Origin of the sequence: Nocardia australiensis, assembly GCF_020733705.1 — a bacterium.
GTDB classification, from domain to species: domain Bacteria; phylum Actinomycetota; class Actinomycetes; order Mycobacteriales; family Mycobacteriaceae; genus Nocardia; species Nocardia australiensis.
In genome coordinates, this window is record NZ_JAJFZM010000005.1 from 210,708 (window position 1) to 224,014 (window position 13,307).

The window sequence follows — 13,307 nt, forward strand, 5'->3', positions numbered from 1 at the left end:
CATGGACGATATCCGCCACGTGGTGATCCTGATGCAGGAGAACCGCAGCTTCGACCACTACTTCGGCACGCTCGGCGGAGCCCGCGGGTTCGACGACCGCCAGGCCCTGACCTTCCCTGACGGCGGCAGCGTCTTTCGGCAGCCCGCGCTGTCCCGCGGCGAGGGTGGTGTCCTGCTGCCGTACCGAATGGACTCCACTCGGTACAACGCCCAGAACGCGGAGGGTCTGCCGCACGACTGGGAAAGCGGTCACGATGCGATCAACCGGGGCGCGATGAACCGCTGGACCTCGGCCAAGGGCGAGCAGAGCATGGGATATCTCACCCGGGAGGACATCCCGTATCAGTACGCGCTTGCCGACGCGTTCACGATCGGCGACGCGTACTTCTGCTCGATGGCCGGCCCTACCAGCCCCAACCGGCTCTACCTCTGGACCGGGACAGTAGGACCGGGCCGCGACGGCACGACCGGGCCGTGGATCGACAACACGCCGCTACCGGAGAGCCCGGTGTGCGACTGGACGACGTATGCCGAGCGTCTCTCCGACGCCGGCGTCTCCTGGCGCGTGTACCACACACCCGGACTGGACGAGCGGGACGGCAACTACGAGGACAACGCCCTCGAGTACTTCCCCCAGTTCCACGGCTTCGATCGGGACGATCCCCGGTACATCAACGCGATGACCAGGTGGGACCTGACGGACTTCGACGCACACTGCAAGGATGGGACGCTGCCCACGGTGTCCTGGCTCGTGTCGCCGTACCTGTTCTGCGAGCACCCGAACGCCAGCCCCGCGTACGGCGCCCACTGGGTCGACACCGCCCTCCAATCGCTGTTCGCCAACCCAAACGTGTGGCGGCACACCGCGTTTCTCCTCATGTACGACGAGAACGATGGCTACTTCGACCACGTCGTACCGCCCTTCCCGCCGCAGGGGACGCCCGAGGAGTTCGTCGATGGTCAGCCGATCGGGCTCGGCAACCGGGTGCCTTTGCTGGTGGTCTCCCCGTGGTCGCGCGGCGGCTGGGTGAACTCCCAGGTGTTCGACCACACCTCGGTGCTGCGCTTCCTGGAACTGGTCACCGGGGTGCACGAGCCCAACATCAGTGCGTGGCGACGAGCGGTCTGCGGCGATCTGACGAGCTGCTTCGACTTCGGCAACCCCGACTACTCCGTCCCCGAACTGCCGGACACGAACGTGCTGATGGCAGCCGCCGACGCGGCCGTGGACCTGCCCCCGGTGCCGCTCCCCGGCCCGGGCGACCAAATCATGCCGACCCAGGAGCCACGGAATCGTCCACACCGCCCGTTGCAGTACCGGCCCTGGGCCGACGTCGTGGTGGATCGCGCCACCGGCAGGGTCCGAGCTGAGCTGACGAACGAGGGGAGCGTGGCGTTCCATTACACGGTGTTCCCGAACACGAACCGGCCATTCGCCGGGACTCCGTTCACAGTCGAGCCACACGACACGGCCGTCTACGAGTGGGACACTGTCCGCACGGCCGGTCGCTACGACTACACCGTCTACGGCGCCGACGGATTCCTCTGTCACGCCGCGGGCACCCTGCCACTGACCGACCACGCGGCCGTACCCGATGTCAGGGCGGTGCTGCACGGCAGCGGGCCGACGGATGCGTGGGTCGAGCTGGTGCTGGCGAACCACGGTGCCACACCGCTGTCTTTCGCGATCGCACCATATGACTTCGGTGGGGAATCGCGTCTCTGCGAGGTCGGACCGGACCGACGAGTGAGCGTCCGATGGCCCACCGCGCAGGGCCGCTATGACGTCGTCGTCACGGCTGACGACGGCACGTCGTTCACCAGGCGCTACGCAGGGACAGTCCACGAATCAAACACCGCGTCGGCGACAAGATAGCCGCGTCATGTGCCTGACCGACACGCCGCGGAGATCGCGAGTGACGTCGGCGTGGCCGACCGGTAGCGACTGGGAAAAGCGTTTCGCCGCAGCGGATTCGGCCGAATCCGCGCACCGGATCGGGTACACCGAGGGCGGGCATGTGGTGGCTGCGCTTGGCGATACGTCAGCCACTTACATTGTCGGCCAGCAGCCGCTTCAAACGCGCGTTCTGCTCGCGCGGTCCCTCGAGCTCCTTCGCGGCGTCGGTGTCGATCCCACCGAACTGTCGGAGCCAGTTGTACAGCGGCGCCGTCGACACTCCCAGCTGCGCGGCGATCTGTTCTCCGGTGCTGCCTGCTGCGGCGAGCTCGTCTGCGCGGCGTAGCTTCCGCACGATCTCCTCTGCGGAATGCCGCTGTCGACCAGCGATGATCGCTATCGTCGCTTCCGGCCCTGGTCATGGCCAACAGGACTCTAATACCGATCGGTCTTATTCATTGGGACCGGCCACTTCCGGTCCATCGGGTGGCTCGGATCGTGTGCGACTGGAGCCGACGTCCCGAATCCATATAAGGCCCCTCTCCGATGCCGTTGTAGTAATTCACGAGCAACTCGGCCCGGGAGCGCTGTCGGAATTCATGGAAAAACGCCGTCGGAATTTGCGATAAACGCCGTCGAAATTCATGAAAGAATGCTGTCGGAATTCACGAAAAGCCGTCTGGTCTGGATGTTTGTTCCGTCGCGACTTGTGATTGCAATTCGGATACGTTATGGCGCAAGTGTTTTCGGCGACGTATCTTTGGAGACGGGTTCAATTCCGGCGAAATTCTGTGAGGCACAATGTAGAAGATTCGACTCGCTCATGAGGTAGCCGACAGAGCGAAACCTGCGACGTCGCTACTCGAAATACCGCTCGATCACCGGAGATAGTGATCGCATTACCGACCGCCCGGCATCGTCAATGAGCAAGCTGCAATTGACGGCGGCATCCACGCCGACTTCAGCGGCGTGCCCGCATGCCTGTACGGCAAACAGCACCTCGGGCGACCGCGTCGCTTCAAGACAGCGGCGTCGGCCGCACTGCTGACGGCCCGGCTACCACCGGCAGACGCATCGACCGAGGACTCCACCGGACAACCACTTCGCGCTCGGCGGCACACGTGGCCGCCCGGCCTCGATTTGTCATGCCCGCATTACATCAACAAGGAGAAAGAACTATGCCAATCTCTCCCAACCAAGGGTCGACCGGAGGCGGGACGACCGTCGTGATCACCGGCACGAACCTCGGCGGCGCCACCGCTGTGCACTTCGGTTCCAAGCTGGCCACCATCACGGGCAACACGGCCACGTCGGTCACGACCATTTCCCCGTCCGGGGCCGGCGTGGTCGATGTCACCGTGACCACCGTGGGCGGGACCAGTAACCCGCTGTCGTTCTTCTACGTCGGCCCGCCGTTCAAGACCGGCCTGTCCCCGGTCTCGGGTGCCACCGCCGGCGGCAATACTGTGACCGTCACCGGAACCGGTCTGTCCACCGCCACCTCGGTTTCCTTCGGTGCCAACTCCGCGATACCGACCGTGGTCAACGACGGCGTGCTGACCGTTGTCGTGCCCGCGGGTGCGGCAGCGGGGTCGGTGGGCGTAAGCGTCACCACAGCGGGCGGCACCAGCAACGGCCTGTCCTACGCCTACGTCGACGTGCCCACCCTCGGCACCCCGACGCCTGCCTCCGGCCCGGCTTCCGGCGGCACCTCGGTGACCCTCCCCGGTACCGGTCTGGCGACCACTGCGTTCGTCACCTTCGGTGGTGTCGTGGCGCCGTTCGCGGTCATCTCCGACACGGAGGTTGTCGCGGTTACTCCGCCGGGGGTTGCTGGTGCGGTCGACATCGTGGTCACCACCAGCGGCGGAAGTGTCACCTCCGTCGGTGGTTTCACCTACATCGCTGGACCGGGTATCTGATCGGGCGACCGGGCGGGTGACGCCCGGTGACCGAATGATGCCGCGCCGGGTCTCGGGCAGGTAACTCGTTTCCCTGCCCGGGTCCGGCGCCCCGCAGCGTCACAAACCTGCCCCGGTCTTATCCCACGGTCGATCCGGGGCTCCGACCTACTTTCAAAGGAGCATGCGCATGAGCCCGACCATCACTTCGATCTCACCGACCTCGGGGCCCGTCTCCGGGAATACCAGCGTCACGATCACCGGGACGGGGTTCGTCAGCATCGTCACAAACGTGAAGTTCGGCGCGGTGGCGGCGTCGTTCACGGTGCACTCGCCCACGCAGATTACGGCTATCGCTCCGCCGGGCACGGGAACGGTGCAGGTCACCGTGAGTGCCACGAGTGGTACCAGCAACGGGGTTCCCTATACCTACCAGGCGGTTCCTGTTCTGAGCAGCGTGAGTCCCAATCAAGGGACTTCCACCGGAGGGAACACGGTGACTCTCACCGGTACCAATCTCGCCGGGGCCACTGCGGTTTCGTTCGGTGCGACCGCTGCGACGTCTTTTACGGTGAACTCTGCTACGCAGATTACGGCTGTGGCTCCGGCCGGGGCGGGAACGGTGCAGGTCACTGTCACCACTCCGGGTGGTACGAGTAACGGGGTTTCCTACACCTATATCGTGATCCCGACGTTGACCTCGGTCAGCCCCAATCAAGGGCCCGCAGCGGGAGGTACCACGGTCATCCTCACCGGGACCGGGTTCGTTGGTGTCACAAACGTGAAGTTCGGCGCGGTGGCGACGTCGTTCACGGTGAACTCTGCTACGCAGATTACGGCTATCGCCCCGCCGGGAACAGGAACGGTGCAGGTCACTGTTTCTACAGCGGGTGGTACGAGTAACGGGGTTTCTTACACCTACTCCGCGGTCCCGACGTTGACCTCGGTCAGCCCGAATCAAGGGTCCGCCGCTGGTGGGACCACGGTGGTTCTTACTGGTACTAATCTTGCTGGGGCCACTGCGGTTTCGTTCGGTGGGGTGGCGGCGTCGTCGTTTACGGTGAATTCTGCTACGCAGATTACGGCTATCGCCCCGCCGGGAACAGGAACGGTGCAGGTCACTGTTTCTACAGCGGGTGGTACGAGTAATGGGGTTTCTTACACGTATATTGCGGTGCCTAGTTTGGTTTCGGTTAGTCCGGCTTCGGGGCCGGCGGCTGGTGGGAATACGGTGGTTCTTACTGGTGCTAATCTCACGGGGGTTACTGCGGTTTTGTTTGGTGGGGTGGCGGCGTCGTCGTTTACGGTGAATTCTGGTACGCAGATTACTGCGGTGGTTCCGGCTGGGGTGGGTACGGTTTTGGTTACTGTTGTTGGGCCCGGTGGTACGAGTAACGGGGTCCTCTACGATTACATCGCGGTCCCTGCTCTGATCTTGATCAGTCCAACTGCCGGCCCGTTGGCTGGTGGGACCACGGTGACTCTTATCGGCACCAATCTCACTGGCGCTACTGCGGTTTTGTTCGGTGCGACGGCGGCGACGTCGTTTACGGTGAATTCTGCTACGCAGATTACCGCGGTGGCTCCGGCTGGGACGGGAACAGTGCAGGTCACTGTCACTACGGTGGGTGGTACCAGCAATGGGCTGTTCTACAGCTACATCGCGGTCCCTACCCTGATCTCGGTCAATCCGACTGCCGGTCCATTGGTGGGCGGCACCAGCGTCACCCTCACCGGCACCGGTCTGACGACCACTCAGTCGGTCACGTTCGGTGGTGTCGTGGCGTCGTTCACAGTCGTCTCCGACACGCAGGTTGTCGCAGTTACCCCGCCGGGTGCCGCTGGTGCGGTCGACATCGTGGTCACCACAAGCGGCGGAAGCGTCACCGCCACAGGTGGTTTCACCTACGTCGCCGGACCGAGTATCTGACGGGGCGTCAAGGGCCACTCGCCTCAGCGTCGCAGTGCTGCCGAATCGTGCCCCGGACACACTTGTTCGAGGCGCGATTCGGCAGCACGTACAAACGGTCTCCGATGGCGGATCAACGGGCAGTAGCGTCCGGGTTGTTCTTCCAGATTTCAGGTGACCAAAGAGTCAGCCTTCCCGTGGACGATCAGGGTGGGCGCTGTGATCTCGGCGAGCACCTCAATCAAATTGAGCCAGAACACCTCGTTCAGAAGCGGACGATCGTGCTTCAGTGTCGCCGTAAACCGAGTGGCGCCAGTCTCGTTCAGCTCGCCGCCGCGCTGGAGCACCTGGGCACAACCCGGCGCCGCCGTCCACGTTCGAGGTGGGGGAGTGGGCACCGTTCGTCCGGCTGGCGGAGCGAATCGAGGCAACACACATACTGGAGCAGGTCAATGCGGCGACGAGCGTATGTAATCCGAGGTAGTGGGTGGCGTAGCGGTCACCGTGCGGCGTTCGCGTAATACGGCGACAGGCGCAGCATCGCGCGCTCCACGAATGGGCGGGTCAACGGGAGCAGGTGTCGCCGCCAGCCGAGGGTTGCCGCGATGTCGGCGGTAATGGTGTCGAACTCGCAGCGCTGGTACCAGAGCAGTCGCTGGCTTTCTTCGGTATCGAGCCAGTCGGTGGCGTAGACCTTGTCACTGAACGCGTTATCCGGCAGCATTCGCAGTCCCATCGCGCCGAGTAGTCCGGCGACGAATTCCCGGTAGGTGACCTGGCATGAACTACCGCCACCGATGAACATCGTGGTGCCCCAAACTAATTCGGTTTCCAGCGCGTTGGCCATGGCAAGCGCGGCATCGGCGGGATGGAGCACCTCGATACGATTGTCCAGGCCGATTTCGAACATGATCGGCTCCGCCCGGCGCAGGCCGATGATCGGCACATCGGCGAAACGTGGGATGAACCAGCTCAATTCGCTGCGTCGCACCAGCGCCTCGCCCTCGATCTTATGGCGGCTGTAGGCATCGATGGCCTCGAGTGGATCGCCGATCCGACGCGGCGGCGGCTTGTCCAGGGTGCGACCGTGTACGTCGAAGGTGGATGCGAAGATCAACCGGGGCGGCTGCGGCTGGGCTCGGCAGGCGGCGATCACGTTCGCCGTGCCGTCGACGTTCACCTGCCTGGCGTAGTCGGGATCGTCATCGCTTGCCGGGGGAATCACCGCCGCGAAATGCAGCACCGTCTCGACACCTGACACCGCGTCGGCGACGGCGTCCGCGTCACGTATGTCGGCCCAGCGGACATCCGTCACCGACGTGAACCGCGCCGCGCGGCGTTCGTCGGCGGGTGTCCGGGCCGCGAGGCACCGAACCTCATGTTTGCGCCGTAACAATTCGGCGAGCACATGCGAGCCGATATTGCCGAACGCTCCGGTGAGTAACAGTCTCACTACCGCACCACATTCTCGCAGGTCTCTCTTTGCTACTCCACGGTAGCCGTTCGGGTGGGTGAGCGGGCCTGGGTGACCGAATCGCGAAGCTCGATCGTCCGGCTAGTGCCGTGTGGCTCGGAAGCTGGATGTGTTCGTGCGGCGGTTGTCCCCGGAAGAGGGACGTCGTGTCCGGCAGATCGCGACGAAGATCGGCACGCGGCCGGTGCGGATGCGGCGGGCGATCGTGGTGATGGGCCTCGGCGCAGCGCCAGCCGGTGGGGTTGGTCGCGAAGCTGATGCAGATATCCGAAAGCTATGTGCGGCAAGTGGTTCACGACTTCAACGAGATCGGGTTCGGTGCGTCGGACCTAAAATGGAGCGGGGCACTACTCCGTCCGCAAGCGCCGCGAGGTCCGTGACTGGTGCGGTGCCCATGAGGTGGAACTGGTGTTCCTGCCGACGTATTTATCCTGGCTCAACCGCATCGAGTGCGAGTGCGAGTTCGCGACGCTGCGGTACTTCGCACTCAACGGCACCGGCCACCGCAGCCACGGCCAGCAGGACGCCGCCATCGCCGGCTACATCCGCTGGCGCAACCTGCACGCTGGCCCGGTCCGCGACTTCGCCGCCGGCTCCGAGATCCGCTATCCCGATTACCTACCGAACGCTGCGTGACGAGGCACTGGCCAGCCGTGTCGCAGTCACCCCCCGTCATCGAGTCGATGAATACGCCCGGAGGTGCGAGCTCTGGCCGAGTCCCAGTTATCCAGTAGCACTGCGGATTTCCACCGTGCCCCGTATATTTTCATGCACATCGGGAGGGAAGTGATGCCGACACTCGAGAGTATCGAGCACGATGCCGCAGTGAGGCTAAGCCGACTATGGCGGACTTTCACCGGCGATCTGCCGCACCCGTCGGAGATCATGCGTCAGTGGTTCCTCGGCGAGGACGCGGGGCAGCCGGTAGTTCGGCTGTGTCTGGTCGCTGGGCAGGAAGCCCCTCATTCCGTCTTGGTGCAGGCGGCCGCGGCGATGCGGAGTGAAGGGGTCGTGATCAACCACCTCGTGCAGGAGGTGTTCGGTGGGGCCGTCCACGGTAAGGTCGGCGACGACGACATTCGCGTGCAATGGGGTAACGGAAGCGGAATAGTTCTCCTGATCGTGACCGGTGTGTCCTGGCTGCTCTCCGAAGCCGAGCGAGAAGACCTGTCCTACGGCCTCGACCAGTTCACCAGGTATCGCGAGGGCGATACGTACACCGATGATGGCGGTCCGTCCCCGCGCGTCCGCGATTCCGCAGATGCCATTGTTGAGGTCGCCACGATGGCACGGCTGCTGCGGCAGGCCGATAGCTCGGCACGAGCGAAACAGAGTGAGCGGCAGGCCGAGGCGAAGCATGGTCGTTCGGCAATTCGCTACCGCACCGGACTGGTCAATGCCTTTCTGGTTCACGCCGCTGAGGTTTTGGCAGCATCCGGTTTCGGATTGCTTGTTGTCAGCAGCTGGGCGATATTTGATCCGGATCATAAGCAGGCTGCAATGAAAGGCTTTGCGTTCAGCGCGATACTCCTCATGGCTGGCGCCCAGATTCTCCTCATAGGCCGCCGCTTCTGGCCGATCCTCGGTGCGGCAGTGGGCGGGACTCTCGGGTTCGTTATCGTTCATTGGCCTCAGCTGGAGATGCTTGGCTACGCCGGTTTCGTGTTGGAGATGGTGCTGTACGCCTGGATGCTGCCGCTACACCGCGCCGCGTTACAGGCGAAGCGGACCTGACTTCGGTCAAAATAGTACGCATCACTTGCGGTTCAGCGAGAAAGCCATTTATACACTGCCGGCCGGGTTGTCGACCGGATCGGACGTCTCGGCCGGCACACAACCGCAGCTCGCGAAGTCCACTTGGCGCAGTGGCTCGAAACCTCCGGCCTCTCGGCCGTGCGAACCATAGCCTGGCATCGAGCAACCGTAGTCATGGCCAATAGGCCGGTGACGTTCTGGCCTCAGTTGCCTGCTCGCCGACGATATCCGCGAACTCAGCCAGCTATAGCCGCCAACATCATTGCCCCTCGGACAGATTGAACCGTTCGGCTCGACCAGCGAATCGATCGTTCGACGAAATCGACCGCGCCAGGATGCGGGGGCAGCACCCGGCGATCTGACAGATCCGATCACGCGTCGCTCGATCGGTCTTCGGTGGCCTGCTCACGCATCGATGCCACCGGACGCGAGGGCGAGCCGACACCCGGTTACAGCAGCAACCTATCTGGACGCGGCACTAGCTTCTGCGACGCGCCGAGCGAGCTCGCGTTTCCCATTTTTGGGGATGTTTGAGAGGAGGAATTGTGTTGTGTCGCAATACACTTCAGGGGCCGCAGTGACGACGTGTCACACGGTACAGAGAATCTCCCGAGCCAATACTCAGAAACTGTCGTACGCCGATTCGGCACTGCGGCGGGGTGCTGCGTGGGCTCATCACGGGAGGGAAATCAGGAGGTACCTTCATGAGTAATCTTCCGCAATTCGCCACGATGAGTCCGCAGCAGTTGGCGGACGTGAGCCCCGCGCTGCGCGCCGCGCTCCAGCGTCGGCTGGAGCACGCCGGACGTAACCGAAACAACTTCAACTCGTTTATCAGCTCCGGTAAGTAATCCGATCCGAGATATCAGGAGGTATCAGTATGAGTAATCTTCCCGAATTCGCCACGATGGGCCCGCAGCAGCTGGCGGACGTGAGCCCGGCACTGCGCGCGGCACTCGAGCGTCGGCTCGATGGGGCCGGACGTAACCGAAACAACTTCAACTCGTTCATCGCCTCCGGTAAGTAATCGGGCGCGAAAAGTATCGACCACGGGTGGCTGCCGGGATGGGGTCACCCGTGGTTTCGCACAGCTCTAGGGAGCGGGAATATGGAACCGGTTTCGCTGTCGTTGGGTCGCTTCCGCGAGCCGATCTCCTGGCCTGCGGTTGGATTGGATGTCGCCGAATTGCGTCGCGGCGGCTGGGAACCGCTGCCCTTCACGGAATTTATTGTCAAGATCCACAGCCGATGCAATCTGGCATGTGATTACTGTTACATCTACGAAATGGCCGACCAGAGTTGGCGCGATCAGCCGAAAACAATGAGCCGCAATGTTTTTGACGACGCCTGCCGAATGATCGGCGACCATGCCCGCATCTTCGCGCTGCCCGCCGTCGATCTCGTATTCCACGGTGGTGAGCCGCTGATGGTCGGGCATCGAGACCTGGAGTATTTCGCCCGCCGGGCCAGAGAATTGCTCGAGCCCATCGTCGAGGTCGGCCTGGGTATGCAGACCAATGGTGTGCTGCTCGACGATGAATTTCTGCGCATCTGCGATCAATGGAACATTCAAGTCGGCGTCAGCATCGATGGCGACGAAACCGGGAACGATCGTCATCGGCGCGATCGGCGTGGGATGGGCAGCTACGCGCGAGTCGCGGAGGGCCTGGCGCGGCTGACCACCGACGAGCACCGTCACCTGTTCTCCGGTCTGCTGTGCACGATCGACGTGGACAACGACCCGGTGCAAACCTACGAGGCACTCGCGAAGTTCGCGCCACCGGCCGTGGATTTCTTACTGCCGCACGGGAATTGGACGACTCCACCGCCCGCTTCGGGCATCCACGACGGCACCACACCGCACGCCGATTGGCTGATCGCGGTTTTCGATCGCTGGTACAACGCACCCGTTTCGGAAACCAACGTACGGCTCTTCGGCGACATCATCGATTTGATCCTCGGCGGCGAACCTACCTCTGAGACCGTTGGGCTCGGCCCCATTCGACTGGCCGTCATCGAGACCGATGGCACTCTCGAGCAGGTCGACGAACTGAAGTCGACCTTCGCGGGCGCGACCAAACTTCGGACGGAGGGGGAGGGGAACCCCCTGGACCTGGCCCTGCGGGAACCCGGGATGGCGGCCAGGCAGATCGGCGCGGACGCGCTGAGCGACACCTGCCTCGCCTGCCCGGTGCGGACCGTATGCGGTGGCGGGCACTATGCCCACCGTTACAGCGAGGACAATGGCTTCCGCAATCCGTCGGTGTATTGCGCCGACCTGCTGAAACTGATCCAGCATATCGAGGTCCGCGTCCGGGCGGATATCGAATTGTTGAGCGCCTCGGGGCGCGATGAGTAATTCCGGCCTGCATGCCAACCGGAATTTCCTATTGCTGTGGTCGGGGAACGCCACCTCGCTGGTCGGATTCCATGGCGTGCGGATCGCCTACCCGCTGCTGGTTCTCGCGGTCACCGGTTCGCCCGCCGCGGCCGGTTGGATCGGGTTCGCGCTGAGCCTGCCGGGGTTGATCTTCCAACTGCCCGCCGGCGTGGTCGCCGATGGCCCGCACCGCGTACGGACATTGATTCGCTGCCAGTACCTCGGGCTTGCCGCGACCGGTGTGGTGGCCATCGCGGTCGCGGCGCAGTTGCCGAGCCTGTGGCTGATACTCATGGCCGCGGCGTTCATCGAGGGCAGCGTGTTCGTCTTCGGTGGATTGTGCGAGTTGGGCGTTATCCGCGATGTCGTTGCACCCGAGCACCGGCCTGCGGCATTTTCGTTCCTCGAAGCCGAGCAGCCGATCGCCATCCTGATCGGGCGAGCCACCGGCGCGGCGATCTACGGCGCGGCCCGCTGGCTGCCCTTCGTCGCGAACGCCGTGTCCTACCTGTATTGCCTGGTCACGCTATTGCTGATCCGTTCGAATGTGGTTGATGCGCAGGCGTCCACACAGGCAACCGGTCGACGCGATGTCTCCGACGGCGTGCGCGTCGTGTGGGCCGAGCCGTTCCTGCGGATGTCGACGATGATCAGCGGATTGTCGAACATCGTCATTCAAGTTGTGCTGCTGCTGATCCTGGTGGAGCTCGATGGCAGTGGATACCCCACGTGGACCGTGGGAGCTGTGCTCGGTGCGGCCGGGGTCGGCGGACTATTCGGCGCGGCGGCGGCGTCGTGGCTCACCGCTCGTGTCTCGCCCCGGCTGGTCTATCGGGGAGCGCTGTGGGCGTGGACGGCGCTGCTCGCGCCTATTGCGTTGAGCGACAATCCCTTTGTGCTGGCCGCGTGCTGGTGCGGAGTCGGCGGGGTCGGTGTTGTGACCAATGTGGCGATGACGATCTACCGGGTAGAGGTGATCCCCGAACAGACACTGCTGCGCGCGATCGCGACCATGACGCTGGTGTGTGACGGCGCGGTCGCGCTGGGCGCGCTGGGCGCGGGCTACCTGCTCGCCACGGTAGGGACCGTGCCGACACGATGGATCGTGCTCGGGGCAATGTGCGCGCTGGCCGTGTACGCGAGCACTCGCGCGGCCACCGCTGTCGAAGACGACCTGGCCGACGCTCCGAGCTGACACGCTCCGAGCTGACAGGCGCCGAGCAGCGGCTGTTCGTTGGTCGAATGCGGCTACCCGGGAGCTGATGACCTACGCGACGGGAGTGGCCGTCGCCGGTTCGGGCCGCTGCTGGCTCCACCGCGCGTCCACGACGAGGCCGATGATGCCGACAGCGATGCACACACCCGACACGACCAGCATCCCCGGATGGGTGCCTCCGGTCAGCGCGTCACCAAGGATGACCGTCCCGACGGTGCCGGGCAGAACGCCGAATATCGTGGCGATGAGGTAGGGCCAGAATCGAATCGAGGACAGCCCGCAGCAGTAGTTGATCACCGAGAACGGCGCGAACGCGATCAAGCGCAGCGATCCGACCGCCAACCACCCTCGCCGTTCGAGTCGCTCGTCGATCGAGCGCACGGCAGGATGGGTGAGGTGCGCGGCGACTTTGTCTCGATCGAGCATGCGCACGAGCGCGATCGCCAATGCCGCGCTGACCGTGGTTGCCGATACCGCGAGGGCGATCCCGAGTGCCGGGCCGAACAGCACGCCCGCGCTCACTGTCAGCACCGTTCGTGGCACCGGCGCGACCGTGACCAGCGCGTGAATCACGAAGAACAGCAACGGAAAGAGCGGGCCGACCGAAATCGCCCACTGCTGCGTCTGTTGTGGGCTGGGCAGCGGGACCACCATGGCCACGGCGAACAGCGCCGCGCCGCCGACGAGCAGGGCGACGATACGCGGGTCACGGATCAGCTTGGTCACCCGCGACAGGTTACCGGTTGGTAGTGGCGGCCAGGGGCAACCAGCTATT

Annotated in this window: 13 protein-coding genes; 9 read left to right on the forward strand and 4 right to left on the reverse strand. The window is 64.0% G+C overall.

Features of this window, described 5'->3' with window-relative positions; all coding sequences use genetic code 11:
- The first annotated feature begins 1 nt into the window (after position 1).
- Positions 2–1,876: a phosphocholine-specific phospholipase C gene (locus LKE06_RS23295; protein ID WP_228001488.1), complete on the forward strand. Its 1,875-nt coding sequence runs from the start codon at positions 2–4 to the stop codon at positions 1,874–1,876.
- Between the two features lie 166 nt (positions 1,877–2,042).
- Here the strand turns inward: LKE06_RS23295 and LKE06_RS23300 are convergent, their stop codons facing one another.
- Complete coding sequence (locus LKE06_RS23300; protein WP_308188422.1) at positions 2,043–2,297, reverse strand: transposase; 255 nt, start codon at positions 2,295–2,297, stop codon at positions 2,043–2,045.
- Between the two features lie 778 nt (positions 2,298–3,075).
- On the opposite strand from LKE06_RS23300, the gene LKE06_RS23305 reads away from it, so the two are divergent.
- On the forward strand, positions 3,076–3,819 hold the full coding sequence (locus LKE06_RS23305) for an IPT/TIG domain-containing protein (protein ID WP_228001489.1): 744 nt from the start codon (positions 3,076–3,078) through the stop codon (positions 3,817–3,819).
- A gap of 169 nt (positions 3,820–3,988) precedes the next feature.
- The gene (locus LKE06_RS23310; RefSeq protein ID WP_228001490.1) at positions 3,989–5,728 is read left to right on the forward strand and encodes a beta strand repeat-containing protein; all 1,740 of its coding nucleotides are present in this window, start codon (positions 3,989–3,991) and stop codon (positions 5,726–5,728) included.
- 149 nt (positions 5,729–5,877) lie between these two features.
- Here LKE06_RS23310 and LKE06_RS23315 read toward each other — a convergent pair whose 3' ends face one another.
- Positions 5,878–6,054: a hypothetical protein gene (locus LKE06_RS23315; RefSeq protein ID WP_228001491.1), complete on the reverse strand. Its 177-nt coding sequence runs from the start codon at positions 6,052–6,054 to the stop codon at positions 5,878–5,880.
- A gap of 152 nt (positions 6,055–6,206) precedes the next feature.
- Positions 6,207–7,160, reverse strand: a complete 954-nt coding sequence (locus LKE06_RS23320) for an NAD-dependent epimerase/dehydratase family protein (RefSeq protein WP_228001492.1) — start codon at positions 7,158–7,160, stop codon at positions 6,207–6,209.
- Between the two features lie 420 nt (positions 7,161–7,580).
- Between LKE06_RS23320 and LKE06_RS23325 the strand changes: the two genes are divergently transcribed.
- The 6 genes from LKE06_RS23325 to LKE06_RS23350 all read left to right on the forward strand — a co-directional run bounded on the left by LKE06_RS23325 (position 7,581) and on the right by LKE06_RS23350 (position 12,511).
- On the forward strand, positions 7,581–7,817 hold the full coding sequence (locus LKE06_RS23325; RefSeq protein WP_228001493.1) for a hypothetical protein: 237 nt from the start codon (positions 7,581–7,583) through the stop codon (positions 7,815–7,817).
- 189 nt (positions 7,818–8,006) lie between these two features.
- Positions 8,007–8,915 (forward strand): hypothetical protein, encoded by a 909-nt coding sequence (locus LKE06_RS23330; protein ID WP_228001494.1) that lies wholly within the window; start codon positions 8,007–8,009, stop codon positions 8,913–8,915.
- Between the two features lie 725 nt (positions 8,916–9,640).
- Positions 9,641–9,787, forward strand: coding sequence for a hypothetical protein (locus LKE06_RS23335; protein WP_228001495.1), 147 nt, complete (start codon positions 9,641–9,643; stop codon positions 9,785–9,787).
- Between the two features lie 29 nt (positions 9,788–9,816).
- Positions 9,817–9,963, forward strand: coding sequence for a hypothetical protein (locus LKE06_RS23340; protein ID WP_228001496.1), 147 nt, complete (start codon positions 9,817–9,819; stop codon positions 9,961–9,963).
- Positions 9,964–10,044: 81 nt separating this feature from the next.
- Positions 10,045–11,295: an FxsB family cyclophane-forming radical SAM/SPASM peptide maturase gene (locus tag LKE06_RS23345; protein ID WP_228001497.1), complete on the forward strand. Its 1,251-nt coding sequence runs from the start codon at positions 10,045–10,047 to the stop codon at positions 11,293–11,295.
- On the forward strand, positions 11,288–12,511 hold the full coding sequence (locus LKE06_RS23350; RefSeq protein ID WP_228001498.1) for an MFS transporter: 1,224 nt from the start codon (positions 11,288–11,290) through the stop codon (positions 12,509–12,511). The genes LKE06_RS23345 and LKE06_RS23350 overlap by 8 nt, the downstream gene beginning before the upstream one ends.
- 72 nt (positions 12,512–12,583) lie before the next feature.
- On the opposite strand, the gene LKE06_RS23355 is transcribed toward LKE06_RS23350, so the two are convergent.
- Positions 12,584–13,258 carry a TVP38/TMEM64 family protein gene (locus LKE06_RS23355; RefSeq protein ID WP_228001499.1) on the reverse strand — a complete coding sequence of 225 codons (675 nt, stop codon included), beginning with the start codon at positions 13,256–13,258 and terminating at the stop codon, positions 12,584–12,586.
- Between the last annotated feature and the right edge of the window lie 49 nt (positions 13,259–13,307).

What these genes read in the sequence shown, in the direction of transcription:
- LKE06_RS23295 (WP_228001488.1), top strand. Translation starts at nt 2, where the DNA reads ATGGACGATATCCGCCACGTGGTGATCCTGATGCAGGAGAACCGCAGC.
- LKE06_RS23305 (WP_228001489.1), top strand. Translation starts at nt 3,076, where the DNA reads ATGCCAATCTCTCCCAACCAAGGGTCGACCGGAGGCGGGACGACCGTC.
- LKE06_RS23310 (WP_228001490.1), top strand. Translation starts at nt 3,989, where the DNA reads ATGAGCCCGACCATCACTTCGATCTCACCGACCTCGGGGCCCGTCTCC.
- LKE06_RS23335 (WP_228001495.1), top strand. Translation starts at nt 9,641, where the DNA reads ATGAGTAATCTTCCGCAATTCGCCACGATGAGTCCGCAGCAGTTGGCG.
- LKE06_RS23340 (WP_228001496.1), top strand. Translation starts at nt 9,817, where the DNA reads ATGAGTAATCTTCCCGAATTCGCCACGATGGGCCCGCAGCAGCTGGCG.
- LKE06_RS23345 (WP_228001497.1), top strand. Translation starts at nt 10,045, where the DNA reads ATGGAACCGGTTTCGCTGTCGTTGGGTCGCTTCCGCGAGCCGATCTCC.
- LKE06_RS23350 (WP_228001498.1), top strand. Translation starts at nt 11,288, where the DNA reads ATGAGTAATTCCGGCCTGCATGCCAACCGGAATTTCCTATTGCTGTGG.